Here is a 12,031-nt window from a genome sequence, read left to right as displayed (position 1 = left end):
CGTAAACGGAACGCAAAGACTGAGGAGTCGTAGTTGTCCCAGGACTCAACCCACGCGCAGTCCCGTACGGTCGGCGTCGACGACACCGGAGTCCGTCGCCAGCTCGCCGACGGCACCGAGGAGTCCGTCACCTGGGCCGAACTGTCCGCCGTGGTGATCAGGGTGATTCCCGAGGGGCCCTGGAAAGAGGACGTGTTCATCATGCTGGCCGGTGCCGACGGCAAGGGCACCGCGATCCCCAGCGGTGACCCGGCGGCCGACGCACTGATCGAACGCCTCCAGGCCCTGCCCGGCTTCGACAACGACAAGTTCGTCGAGGCCATGACCACGGACGCGGACGAGGCGTACGTGGTCTGGAAGGCCACCGGCGACGAGGCCTGAGCCTCTCACGGTCAGCCGCGCTGGAGGCTCGGCTGCCGCACGACCGCGTCCGGCGTCTTCAGGAACAGGGAGACGCCCACGAGCATCAGCGTGGCCGTGCTGAAGTGCCAGCCGAACGCTGAGACGGCCGAACCGCCGTGGCTCAGCACGATGAACCCGTCGGTGAGCGGGATGATCGTCATCGCCAGCAGCACCCAGCCCAGCGCGCGCCGCTGTCCCAGCGCGAGCAAGGTCAGCACGACCAGCCCGGACGCGATGTCCCGGATGCCCTTCACCGAGAAGTAGGCACCTTCGTCCCCCGGCGCCGCGACGCCGTAGCCCGCCGCGGCGTCCACCGGCGCCAGCAGGAAATTCGCGCCGACGTAGATGATGCCGAGGCCGACCAGCAGTGCGATGCCGTTGGCGATCTTGCGACCCATCAGAGCCCTCCCAGGAACTAGCGTTGCTAGATTTTCTAGCAACGCTAGCACGAGTTCCGCCCCGATGGCAGCATGCTGCGACTGTGGGCGCCCGCGGGCGTGCCGGGCCCGGCGGCCGGGCGGCGCGCCTCCCGAGGACCACGCGCGGTCAGCTGTGGCTCGGCGAACCGCGAGCGGAAAGCTAGCGCTGCTAGCATCCGGGTCATGTCCGATCGCCGGGCGCGGGAGCGCGCCGAACGCCACCAGCTGATCATCCGCACCGCTCGGGAGCTGGCCGAGCAGGAGGGCTGGGACGCGGTCACCACCCGGCGGCTGTCCCAGCTGATCGGCTACAGCCAGCCCGTGCTGTACAGCCACTTCGCCGGCAAGGACGCCATCGTCACCGCGGTCGCGCTCCAGGGCGTCGACGAGCTGGCGGCGGCCCTGCGCGGCGCCGGTTCGGTCGCCGAGCTGGTCCGCGCCTACACCGACTTCGCCTTCGACCACCCGGTGCTCTACGACGCGATGTTCACCCTCCGCACGGAGCTGGAGTTCGGGCCGAACGCGCCCGAGTCGCTCAAGCAGGCGTTCGGGCTGCTGTACCGCGTGTTCGCACCGCAGGCGGGCGATCAGGACCCGGAGACCTTCACCGAGGTCGCCTGGAGCGCGATGCACGGGCTCGTCCTGCTCACCCGGCACAGCAGGCTGCGCGACGGCCTCGGCGAGGAACGCGTCGCGCTGCTGGTCACTCTGCTGGGAAGGACTCCGTGACCGGGATGCCCTTCTTCAGCGTGCGGCTCACCGTGCACAGCCGCTCGATCGCGCGGTCCACCGCGACCGCCAGCGCCGCCCGGCGTTCGGCGTCCACAGAGGACAGATCGAGGTCGAAGGCGACGTGGATGGCGTCCAGTTCCGACGCGGCCTCGTTGCGGTCGGCGGTCACCTCGACGCGGAACTTCGCGTCCTCACCGGTCCGCCGCACCACCAGGTCCTCGGCGGTCACCGCGGCGCAGCCCGCCGCGGCGATCTGCAGCAGTTCGGCCGGCGAGAACACGTCCTCCTGCCCCTTGCGGCCGATCCGCACCTCGGCGCCCCGCTCGTTGCGACCGGCGAACACGTGCTCACCGATCCGCTCCACCTCGAGCCCCATGCGCTCCTCCTCTACCGCCACTGGGCCAGGACCGTGACCGTACCCGGGTCCACCTCGGTGAACCCGGCGTCCCGCACGGCGATCACCGACCGCTCCGACCAGGCCCGGCCCGGGTCCTCGCCCGGGTGCAGCTCGGCCCACTCCAGCTGCCCGGGAACCCGGACCGCGCACCGGAAACCGCGGTCCGCCCAGGCCGCGAGCCGGTCCTCGTCGAGCAGGGAGGCCAGCAGCATGGTGCCGTGCCCGACCTGGGCCGCCGCCTTGCCGACGGTCATCGTCACACCGGGGTTGAGCAGCAGCACCGGCGTGGCGCCGGGCGCCTGACCCGGCTCGTCCGGCGGCAGCTCGCTCCCGGAGATCTGCAACCGCGAGACCTCCTTGGGCGCGTCGACCACCCGGCCCGGCAGCAACGCCCGCGCCTCGGCGCCGTCGATCGAGACGGTCACGCCCGGCAGGTCCTGCACGGCCTGCCAGTGCGCACCCCTGGCGCGGCGGGCGACCTTGCGGATGTGCCCGGAAACCCAGTCCCGCACCGGTTCGTGCCATTCGCCACCCGGCTTGGCGCGTTCGTCGAGGCACACCGCCAGCGCGGCGGCGGCCGCCGCCTCCAGCAACGGCGTACGTCCCGGCGGCTCCGCCTTCTCCATGCGCAGGATCACCGGCATCGCGCGGACCTCGTCCGGCGACGCCTCCGGGAGGGCCGTCTCCTCGGCGGGCAAGCCCAGCCACGACGCGTACCGCGCGGCCAGCGGAGCGAGGATCACGGCCGCTCCGGCAGCAGCCCGTCGGCGGCGTCGGCCGCTTCGACCTCGGCACGCGTGATGCCGAGCATGAACAGCACCGCGTCCAGGAACGGGTGCGACAACGCGGTGTCGGCCACCTCGCGCAACGCGGGCTTGGCGTTGAAGGCCACGCCCATGCCCGCCGCGGAGAGCATGTCGATGTCGTTCGCGCCGTCGCCGACCGCCACGCACTGGGTCAGCGGAATGCCGTACGCGGCGGCGAACCGGCGCAGCGCGACCGCCTTGCCCGGCCGGTCGACCACCTCGCCGATCACCTTGCCGGTCAGCTTGCCGTCGACGATCTCCAGTTCGTTCGCCGCGGCGAAGTCCAGGCCGAGGTCGTCGACCAGCCTCTGGATGATCGTGGTGAACCCGCCGGAGACCACGCCGCAGCGGTAACCGAGCCGCTTGAGCGTGCGGACCGTGGTGCGCGCGCCCGGGGTCAGCTGCAGCGACGACGCCACCTCGTCGAGCACCGTCTCGGGCAGCCCTTCGAGCAGCGCGACCCGGCGTTCCAGCGACTCGGTGAAGTTCAGCTCGCCGCGCATCGCGGCCTCGGTGATCTCGCGGACCTGCGGCTCGACCCCGGCGAACGCGCCGAGCATCTCGATCACCTCGCCCTGGATGAGCGTGGAGTCCACGTCGAACACGATCAGGCGCTTGGCCCGGCGGGCCAGCCCGGCCCGCTCGACCGCGACGTCCAGTCCCCCGCGCGAAGCCACGTCGGCGAGCGCGCTGCGCAGCGCCTCGTCGGCGGCCTCGGTGTCCTCGGCGACCGAGACGTAGACCTCGAGCCCGGTCACCGGGTAGTCGGCGATGCTGCGGATCGAGTCGATGTTCACGTTCAGCGCGGCCAGCCGCCGCGCCACCTCGGTGAACGCGCGAGCGGTGAACGGCAGGCCCAGCACCACCAGCACGTGGCTGGAGTCCTGGCGGGCCGGCGCGAACGGGTCCTCGCCGATGGCCGAGCCGATGCTGACGTCGACCTGCATGGACACCGAGTGCATGGCCTGCTCGACCAGTTCCTGGAGGCCCTCGGGATCGCTCTCCACGGCCACCAGCACACCGAGGACCAGCTGCCCCCGGATGACCACCTGCTCGACGTCCAGCAGGTCGACCCCGTGCCGGGTCAGCGCGGCGAACAGCACCGAGGAGACACCCGGCTTGTCCGGCCCGGTCGTGGTGATCAGAACTGGGGTCTTCGTCACGCGGCACCCTTCCCTCGGACAGAGACGAAGCGCGCACCCCGGGTCCGGGATGCGCGCTTCGCGGCTTGGGTCACTGCTCGCCCGAGTTGTCCTTGCTGTGGTCACCCGGGATGGCGGCTTCGGTGAGCACCTGCGAGGGGGCCTTCGGCTCCCCGTGCACCTTCGGCTTGCCGGTGAAGGTGATCTCGCCTTCCTTGTGGATCCGCTCGATCATGTGCGGGTAGTGCAGCTCGAACGCCGGGCGCTCGGACCGGATCCGCGGCAGCTCGGTGAAGTTGTGCCGCGGCGGCGGGCACGAGGTGGCCCACTCGAGCGAGTTGCCGTAGCCCCACGGGTCGTCCACCGTGACGATCTCGCCGTAGCGGTAGCTCTTGAACACGTTCCACAGGAACGGCAGCGTCGAGGCGCCGAGGATGTACGCGCCGATGGTGGAGATCGTGTTCAGCGTGGTGAACCCGTCGCTGACCAGGTAGTCGGCGTACCGGCGCGGCATGCCCTCGTTGCCCAGCCAGTGCTGGACCAGGAAGGTGCCGTGGAAGCCGATGAACGTGGTCCAGAAGTGCAGCTTGCCCAGCGGCTCGTCGAGCATCCGGCCGGTGATCTTCGGGAACCAGAAGTAGATGCCGGCGAAGGTGGCGAACACGATCGTGCCGTAGAGCACGTAGTGGAAGTGCGCCACCACGAAGTAGCTGTCGGAGACGTGGAAGTCGATCGCCGGGGCGGCCAGCAGGATGCCGGACAGCCCGCCGAAGAGGAAGGTGACGATGAAGCCGACGCTGAAGATCATCGGCGTCTCGAAGCTCAGCTGCCCCTTCCACATGGTGCCGATCCAGTTGAAGAACTTGACCCCGGTGGGCACCGCGATGAGGAAGGTCATGAACGAGAAGAACGGCAGCAGCACCGAACCGGTGGCGTACATGTGGTGCGCCCACACCGCGACCGACAGCGCGGCGATGCCCAGCGTCGCCCAGACCAGGCCCTTGTAGCCGAAGATCGGCTTCCGGCTGAACACCGGGAAGATCTCCGAGACGATGCCGAAGAACGGTAGCGCGACGATGTAGACCTCGGGATGGCCGAAGAACCAGAACAGGTGCTGCCACAGGATCACCCCGCCGTTGGCCGGGTCGAACACGTGCGCACCGAGGTGCCGGTCCGCCAGCAGGCCCATCAGCGCCGCGGTCAGGATCGGGAAGGCCAGCAGGATCAGGATGCTGGTGACCAGGATGTTCCAGGTGAAGATGGGCATCCGGTACATCGTCATGCCGGGCGCGCGCAGGCAGACCACCGTGGTGATCATGTTGACCGCACCGAGGATGGTGCCGAGACCGGACACCACCAGCCCGGAGATCCACAGGTCGGCGCCGACGCCGGGCGAGTGGATCGCGTCCGAGAGCGGGGTGTAGGCGAACCAGCCGAAGTCGGCGGCGCCACCCGGGGTGATGAACCCGGACATCACGATCAGCCCGCCGAAGAGGTACAGCCAGTAGCTGAACGCGTTCAGGCGCGGGAACGCCACGTCGGGCGAGCCGATCTGCAGCGGCAGGATGAAGTTCGCGAAGCCGAACAGGATCGGGGTCGCGTAGAGCAGCAGCATCACCGTGCCGTGCATGGTGAACAGCTGGTTGTACTGCTCCTGGGAGAGGAACTGCTGCCCCGGCCGGGCCAGCTCGCTCCGGATCAGCATCGCCATCGCGCCGCCGACCATGAAGAAGGCGAACGAGGTGACCAGGTACATGATGCCGATTTGCTTGTGGTCCGTCGTGCGGAACAACCGCAGCAGGTACGAACCCTTCACCGACTCGCGCGCCGGGTACGGGCGCGTGGCGATCGGCTTGGGGGCTACGGCCGTCACTCCTGCCTCCTGCACTGCTCTTGTGGTGGTCCCGGCCGCGGACAGGCCACGGCCGAGTGGCTACCGGGATCGTAGCCCGCACCCGCCAGGGGGGCGCGCACCGGCTGGCAAGATCGCGGGATCGGGCGGGCGCACCGGCGCTGACCCGCGCGAATCCGGCTGGTCACACCGCCGGGAACCACGCTCGACCACCCGTTTCGGGGAGAGGTGGCGGCACTGTGGCCTCCCTCACCCCGCCGAGGCGCACCGAGGCGCACCGAGACGCACCGACGCGCTGTGAATGTGGCTTTCACTGCGGAATCGGCAGTGAAAGCCACATTCACAGCGGCTGGGAGCGGGTCCAGGGTTGCAGCCACGGGCTCGCGGGCCAGTTCTCGGCGGCGGCCAGCAGCGGCATGGCGGTGGCGCCGTCGAGGTGTTCGCGCACGATGTCGGCGTGGCCGGCGTGCCGCGCGGCCTCCTCGATCAGGTGCAGCAGCACCCACCGCACCGACCACGCCTCCAGGCCGTCCGGGTACCAGGGCACACCCTTCGGCACCGGCACCGGCTGCCCCAGGTCGGCCACGCCGCCGATCACGCGCGCGGTCCGCGCCGCCACCTCGGCGGACAGGTCGAGCACCCCGGCCAGCGTCTCGTCCTCGCGCAGGGTGAACGCGTCAGCGTAGTCCTCCATCGCGGGCTGCGGCGGATCGTCGAACTCGATCAGGTCGATCCAGTTCCGCTCGGTGACCGCCACGTGCTTCACCAGCCCGCCGACGGTCAGCGCGCTGCGGCTCGGCGCCCGCCGGGCCTCCTCGTCGGTGAGACCGTGCGCGGCGATGCGCAGCACGCGCCGCTGTTGTTCGAGGAAGGCGAGCAGGCCTTCGCGTTCGTCGGCCACCGGACCGGCGTTGGCATCCATCACGAGCGCATCATGCCACCCGGCGGAGCCGTTCGGCATCACTCAGATAAGCCGCGCCGACCAGCAGCAGCGCCGCCATCGCGAGCGCCTGCACCCGGGTGGCCAGCCCGGCCACCGGCTCGACCAGGTGCACCCCCACCTCGCTGCCCGCGACCAGCACGAACACCACGATCGCCACCGCCCGCCACCGCGGCGGCCACCAGACGATCAGGCTCGCCGCGCCGACCAGGTAGATCCCGGTCAGCACCTCGGTGAGCACCACGTGCGCGTGGTGCGCCGGGGTGGTGCCCACGCACAGCTCGTTGACCGAGCTCGCGCAGTCCAGCGGCAGCGCCGCGTGCACGATCAGCGCCACCCCGAACACCCCGACGGCGACCACCGACAGCCGCGACACCCAGTGCGTCGGGGCGAGCCGGTTCAGCGGGGGCACCGCCGCGATGAACGCGGCCCCGGCGATCACCTCGGCGGTCCGGAACAGCTCGCCGTACGGCTGGTCCCGCGCGGCGAACTCGTCGACCGGCGAGCGCAGCACGGACAGCCCGGTCGGCACCACCAGTTCCAGCACCCACGCCGAGTAGGCGGCGACGGCCAGCGCGAGCAGCGCCATCGCCACCAGGCGGACCAGCCGGAATCCCCTCACGCGCCACAGAGTGACACGCCAGTCAGCGCGGGCGTGGTCAGGCCCTGGCCCGGACGAACGGGAAGACCACCGTCTGCCGGATCGACGCGCCGGTGAGCAGCATCAACAGCCGGTCGACGCCCATGCCCAGCCCGCCGGTCGGCGGCATGCCGTGTTCCAGCGCGAGCAGGAAGTCCTCGTCCAGTTCCATCGCCTCGATGTCCCCGCTGGCCGCCCGCAGCGACTGCGCTTCGAGCCGCCGCCGCTGTTCGAGCGGATCGGTCAGCTCGCTGTAGGCGGTGCCGATCTCGGCGCCGAAGGCGATCAGGTCCCAGCGCTCGGCCAGCCGCGGGTCCACCCGGTGGCGCCGGGTCAGCGGGGAGACCTCGGTCGGGTAGTCGGTGTAGAAGACCGGGCTGGTGGTGTGCGGCTCGACCAGGTGCTCGTGTGCCTTGAGCACGAGGTCGCCCTGACCCAGCTCGTCGGCGCCGTCGAGCGGGACCCCGGCCTGGCGGCACAACCGCCGCAGTTCGGTCACCGTGGTGCCCGCGTCGATCCGTTCCCCGAACGCCTCGGACACCGCGTCGTGCACGGTGATCACCGGCCAGTCCCCGGAGATGTCGACCTCACCGAGGCCCGGCCGCCGCACCACCTGGCTGCCGTACGCGGCCTCGGCGGCGCACTGCACCAGCTCCCGCATCAGCCGTCGCATGGTGCTGTAGTCGGCGTAGGCCTGGTACGCCTCCAGCATGGTGAACTCGGGGTTGTGCGTGGCGTCCACGCCCTCGTTGCGGAAGTTGCGGTTCAGCTCGAAGACGCGCTCGACCCCGGCCACGCACAGCCGCTTGAGGTACAGCTCCGGCGCGATCCGCAGGTACATCCGCATGTCGTAGGCGTTGATGTGGGTGACGAACGGGCGGGCGTTGGCACCCCCGTGCACGGTCTGCAGCATCGGCGTCTCGACCTCGAGGAAGTCGCGCTGGTACAGGCGTTCCCGCAGGGCGCGGACCACCGTGCCGCGCATCCGCAGCATGGCCGCCGAATCGGGGTTGACCGCCAGGTCGAGGTAGCGCTTGCGCACCCTGGCCTCGGGATCGGCCAGGCCCTTGCGGCGGTCAGGCAGGGGGTGCAGGCACTTCGCGGTGACGGTCCACTCGGTGACGAGCACCGAAAGCTCGCCGCGACGGGACGTGACCACCTCGCCGGTCACGCCGACGTGGTCGCCGAGGTCCACTCCGGACCGCCAGTCGTCCAGCGGTAGCACGTCGGCGGCGAGCATCAGCTGCAGTTCCCCGCTGAAGTCCTTGAGGCGCGCGAAACACAGCCCACCGAGGTTGCGCAGCGCGACCACCCGCCCGGCCACGCGCACGCGTTCGCCGGTGTGGTGGTCCGGTTCCAGGCCGGCGAACTTCGTCACCACGTCGCCGAGCACCGAGTCGCGCTCGAACCCGACCGGGTAAGGCTCCACCCCGGCCGCGCGCAACCGGTCGAGCTTGGCGATCCGCACGCGGACCTGTTCCGGGCGCCGCACCGGTTTCACCGCGACCGTGGCCGCCGCGCGTTCTTCGATCCGCCGCACCTCGCCGACGAAGTCGTCGGTGACGGTTTCCAGCCGCAGCGCGCGATGCGCGCCGACGCTGGGCACGAACCCTTCGAGCGCACCGGCGACCAGACTGACCTTCGGCAACCGCCGCGCCGAGGCGTAGCAGAGGAACCGCGGCTCCCATTCCGGCCCGTACTTGGCGTTCGCGCGGTACAGCGATTCGAGCTGGAAGAACCGCGAGAACACGCTGAGCACCGCACGCCACGCCCGCAGCACCGGCCCGGCCCCGATCCGCTCCCCGCCGGCGAACACCGCGCGGAACATCGCGAAGTTCAGCGAAATCCGTTGTGCGCCAAGGCGGGAGCACGCGGCGACCAGTTCGGCGAGCAGGAACTCGTTGAGCCCGTTGCCCGCGTCGCGGTCGCGGCGCATCAGGTCCAGCGAAAGCCCGCGACGTCCCCACGGCACAAAGGAAAGCAGGCCGCGGAGTTCACCGTCGGCGTCGAAGGCCTCGACCATCACGCACCGGCCGTCGGACGGGTCGCCGAGCCGCCCGAGCGCCATGGAGAACCCGCGTTCGCTTTCCCCGCCACGCCATTGTTGGGCCTTTTTCAACAGCGACGCCATTTCCTCATGGGAAATCTCGGAATGGCGGCGGACGCGGCTGGAGAACCCGGCGCGCTCGATCCGGCTCACCGCCTGCCGCACGGTTCGCCGATCGGGTCCGCTCAGGCTGAAGTCACGGACGTCGAGAATGGCTTCGTCGCCGATTTCCAGTGCCTTCAACCCGGCCGCGGTGTACACCTCGGCACCCCGGCGGCTCGCGCCGAGCACACCGGGAACCCAGCCGTACCGCCGGGCTTCGGCCAGCCATTCCCGCACCGCGGCGGGCCACGCCTCGGGGTCGCCGACCGGATCCGCGCTGGCGATGCTCGTGCCGCCGAGCACGCGGTAGGTGACCGCTGCCCGTCCGGACGGCGCGAAAACCACGCTTTTGTCCCGTCGCGTGGCGAAATAGCCGAGCGAATCCGGTTCGCCGTGTTCGGCGAGCAGTTCCCGCAGCCGCAGTTCCTCTTCGTCGGTGCGCAGGTGCCGGGTGCGCACACCACGGAAGAAGACAAAGAGCGCGGCGACCGTGGCGAACGTGCCACCGAGGTCGAGCAGCACGTCCAGCCAGTCCGGCCCGTGCCCGACGCCGAACCGGCCCAGCCGCAGCAGTTCACCGGTGGAGTGGTTGGCCGCCCAGACGAACCGCTCCCAGCTGCTCGCCAGCGTGCCGGGGAAGATCTCGGCGAGGATCCAGCCACCGACGGTCACCGTGGCCATGCCGGCGAACAGCACCAGCAAGCCGCGCACGAAGGCGCCGGGCGCCAGCCGGGCCGGGAAGGCGGGGCGCAGTGCGAGCAGCAGGGCGGTGAGCGCGACGGAGACCAGTTCCAGCCCGCCGATCGCGGCGACGATCTCGGGTACCTGGGCGTACTCCTCCGGGCGCAGGTCGACCAGGTCGGGCGCCCACAGCAGCAGCGCCTGCCCGGCGAGCATGATCACCAGGCCGGTGACCTGGAACAGCACCAGCGTGTACAGCGCGGCGCGCTTGCGGCGGCGCAGCGCGGCGCCGAGCACCACCAGCACCAGCGCGATCACCAGGTTCGCGTCGGCGGGGATGCTGAGCAGCCAGAACACCCCGGCGAGGACGTGGCGCAGCCAGCGCCCGTCGTCACCGAGCAGCAGGAGCAGCAGGGAGGAGAAGGCGCCGAGCTGCACCACGGTGGCGACGAGGCCCGCGGTCCTCGCCTGCCATCTGGGCACGGGTGGCTTGCTCACGGTCGGGCTTCCAGTCGTTCTCGCCGGCATCTGGAGTTCTTACTCAACCCGCGCCATCGGTCATCCGACATCATCCGCGAGTCTGACCGCCGGGCTCGATCCTTCCGTCGAACGGGGGATCCGCCGGTAGCGGCCCGACGGTACCGGTGTGAAGCTGGTCGCAGCCCGCTTGGGGGCGCCCGGGCGTGGTGTCAGGCTGGTTCATCCACCCGGAACCGGGTCCACGAGCGAAGGGACGGTCGACGACGATGTCTGCCCCCGGCACTGATGGCGGCGAACTGGCCGCACCGTACGGCTCCGGTCCTTCGGCCAGGGAAGCCGCGCCGCGCAGGAAGGTCCGCGTGCACCACCTGCGGGAGCTGAAGGAGCGCGGCGAGGCGTGGCCGATGCTCACCGCCTACGACATGTACACCGCGGAGCTGTTCGACGAAGCCGGGATCCCAGTGCTGCTCGTCGGTGATTCCGCGGCCAACAACGTGTTCGGCTACGACACCTCGCTCCCGGTGACGGTGGACGAGCTGCTGCCGCTGGTGCGCGGCGTGACCAGGGCGGTGAAGTACGCGCTCGTGGTGGCCGACCTGCCGTTCGGCTCGTACCAGCTGTCCCCGGAGCAGGCGCTGGCGACCGCGGTCCGGTTCATGAAGGAGGGCCGCGCGCACGCGGTGAAGCTGGAGGGCGGGCGGAAGTTCGCGCCGCACGTGGAGGCGCTGACCTCGGCCGGGGTGCCGGTGATGGGACACATCGGGTTCACCCCGCAGAGCGAGCACAACCTGGGCGGGTACCGCGTGCAGGGGCGTGGCGCGGCCGGGGAGGAACTGGTCGCCGACGCGCTGGCGCTGCAGGAGGCCGGGGCGTTCTCGGTGGTGATGGAGATGGTGCCGGCGGAGGCGGCCAAGCAGGTCACGCACTCGCTGCGCATCCCGACCATCGGCATCGGCGCGGGTCCGGACTGCGACGCGCAGGTGCTGGTGTGGCAGGACATGGCGGGATTGCGGCGGGGCAAGGCGCCGCGCTTCGTGAAGCGGTACGCGGATGTGGCGGGTGCGCTCTCGTCGGCGGCCACCGCCTTCGCCGAGGACGTGCGGCGCGGCGAGTTCCCCGGTCCGGAGCACTCCTTCCACTGAGCCCTCGTCGTTCAGGTATATGAATGCAGGTCACATGCTTGACTGTATTCAGTCCGTGGCTTAGCGTTTACCCACCGCCGCCACGGGTCCTCGACGAGGAGGAAACGATGCGCGTACCGCGCGCCGCGAACACAGACATCTCGGGCTCATCCCGTGCCCTTCGCCGGGTCCTCGCTCCCTGAAATCCCCCCGGACCGGGGGCTCGTTCAGTCTGGCGGCGGGAGCGAGCCCCCACCTTCCGTCCGTGCG

The 12,031-nt window shown here is 70.6% G+C and carries 11 protein-coding genes; 3 read left to right on the top strand and 8 right to left on the bottom strand.

What is annotated here, in order from left to right; genetic code table 11:
- Positions 1-33 precede the first annotated feature (33 nt).
- Positions 34-381 carry a hypothetical protein gene (locus JYK18_RS18185; RefSeq protein WP_206803162.1) on the top strand — a complete coding sequence of 116 codons (348 nt, stop codon included), beginning with the start codon at positions 34-36 and terminating at the stop codon, positions 379-381.
- 11 nt (positions 382-392) lie between these two features.
- Here JYK18_RS18185 and JYK18_RS18180 read toward each other — a convergent pair whose 3' ends face one another.
- Positions 393-800: a DUF4267 domain-containing protein gene (locus tag JYK18_RS18180; RefSeq protein ID WP_206803161.1), complete on the bottom strand. Its 408-nt coding sequence runs from the start codon at positions 798-800 to the stop codon at positions 393-395.
- Between the two features lie 204 nt (positions 801-1,004).
- On the opposite strand from JYK18_RS18180, the gene JYK18_RS18175 reads away from it, so the two are divergent.
- Positions 1,005-1,550 (top strand): TetR/AcrR family transcriptional regulator, encoded by a 546-nt coding sequence (locus JYK18_RS18175; protein ID WP_206803160.1) that lies wholly within the window; start codon positions 1,005-1,007, stop codon positions 1,548-1,550.
- On the opposite strand, the gene JYK18_RS18170 is transcribed toward JYK18_RS18175, so the two are convergent.
- The 7 genes from JYK18_RS18170 to lysX all read right to left on the bottom strand — a co-directional run bounded on the left by JYK18_RS18170 (position 1,525) and on the right by lysX (position 10,658).
- Positions 1,525-1,929, bottom strand: coding sequence for an OsmC family protein (locus tag JYK18_RS18170; protein WP_206803159.1), 405 nt, complete (start codon positions 1,927-1,929; stop codon positions 1,525-1,527). The two genes, JYK18_RS18175 and JYK18_RS18170, sit on opposite strands and share 26 nt — an antisense overlap.
- 11 nt (positions 1,930-1,940) lie before the next feature.
- Positions 1,941-2,693, bottom strand: a complete 753-nt coding sequence (locus JYK18_RS18165) for a peptidyl-tRNA hydrolase (RefSeq protein WP_206803158.1) — start codon at positions 2,691-2,693, stop codon at positions 1,941-1,943.
- Positions 2,690-3,919 carry a phosphoserine phosphatase SerB gene (serB, locus tag JYK18_RS18160; protein WP_206803157.1) on the bottom strand — a complete coding sequence of 410 codons (1,230 nt, stop codon included), beginning with the start codon at positions 3,917-3,919 and terminating at the stop codon, positions 2,690-2,692. The genes JYK18_RS18165 and serB overlap by 4 nt, the downstream gene beginning before the upstream one ends.
- Before the next feature lie 70 nt (positions 3,920-3,989).
- On the bottom strand, positions 3,990-5,771 hold the full coding sequence (ctaD, locus tag JYK18_RS18155) for a cytochrome c oxidase subunit I (protein ID WP_206803156.1): 1,782 nt from the start codon (positions 5,769-5,771) through the stop codon (positions 3,990-3,992).
- A gap of 319 nt (positions 5,772-6,090) precedes the next feature.
- Entirely contained in the window at positions 6,091-6,672 is a 582-nt protein-coding gene (locus tag JYK18_RS18150; protein ID WP_206804317.1) for a DinB family protein, read from the bottom strand.
- A gap of 10 nt (positions 6,673-6,682) precedes the next feature.
- On the bottom strand, positions 6,683-7,312 hold the full coding sequence (locus JYK18_RS18145) for a DUF998 domain-containing protein (protein WP_206803155.1): 630 nt from the start codon (positions 7,310-7,312) through the stop codon (positions 6,683-6,685).
- Between the two features lie 37 nt (positions 7,313-7,349).
- Complete coding sequence (gene lysX / locus JYK18_RS18140) at positions 7,350-10,658, bottom strand: bifunctional lysylphosphatidylglycerol synthetase/lysine--tRNA ligase LysX (protein WP_307795945.1); 3,309 nt, start codon at positions 10,656-10,658, stop codon at positions 7,350-7,352.
- A 248-nt stretch (positions 10,659-10,906) separates the two neighbouring features.
- On the opposite strand from lysX, the gene panB reads away from it, so the two are divergent.
- Positions 10,907-11,782 (top strand): 3-methyl-2-oxobutanoate hydroxymethyltransferase, encoded by an 876-nt coding sequence (panB, locus tag JYK18_RS18135; protein ID WP_206803153.1) that lies wholly within the window; start codon positions 10,907-10,909, stop codon positions 11,780-11,782.
- The last annotated feature ends 249 nt before the right edge of the window (positions 11,783-12,031 follow it).

This window comes from Amycolatopsis sp. 195334CR, from assembly GCF_017309385.1.
Taxonomy (GTDB): Bacteria; Actinomycetota; Actinomycetes; order Mycobacteriales; family Pseudonocardiaceae; genus Amycolatopsis.
This window is presented reverse-complemented; position numbering and strand designations above follow the sequence as displayed.

Bases quoted from the DNA above. Each gene is read 5' to 3' on its own strand.
- JYK18_RS18180 (WP_206803161.1), bottom strand. From the start codon at position 800: ATGGGTCGCAAGATCGCCAACGGCATCGCACTGCTGGTCGGCCTCGGC.
- JYK18_RS18175 (WP_206803160.1), top strand. From the start codon at position 1,005: ATGTCCGATCGCCGGGCGCGGGAGCGCGCCGAACGCCACCAGCTGATC.
- JYK18_RS18150 (WP_206804317.1), bottom strand. From the start codon at position 6,672: ATGGATGCCAACGCCGGTCCGGTGGCCGACGAACGCGAAGGCCTGCTC.
- panB (WP_206803153.1), top strand. From the start codon at position 10,907: ATGTCTGCCCCCGGCACTGATGGCGGCGAACTGGCCGCACCGTACGGC.
- JYK18_RS18170 (WP_206803159.1), bottom strand. From the start codon at position 1,929: ATGGGGCTCGAGGTGGAGCGGATCGGTGAGCACGTGTTCGCCGGTCGC.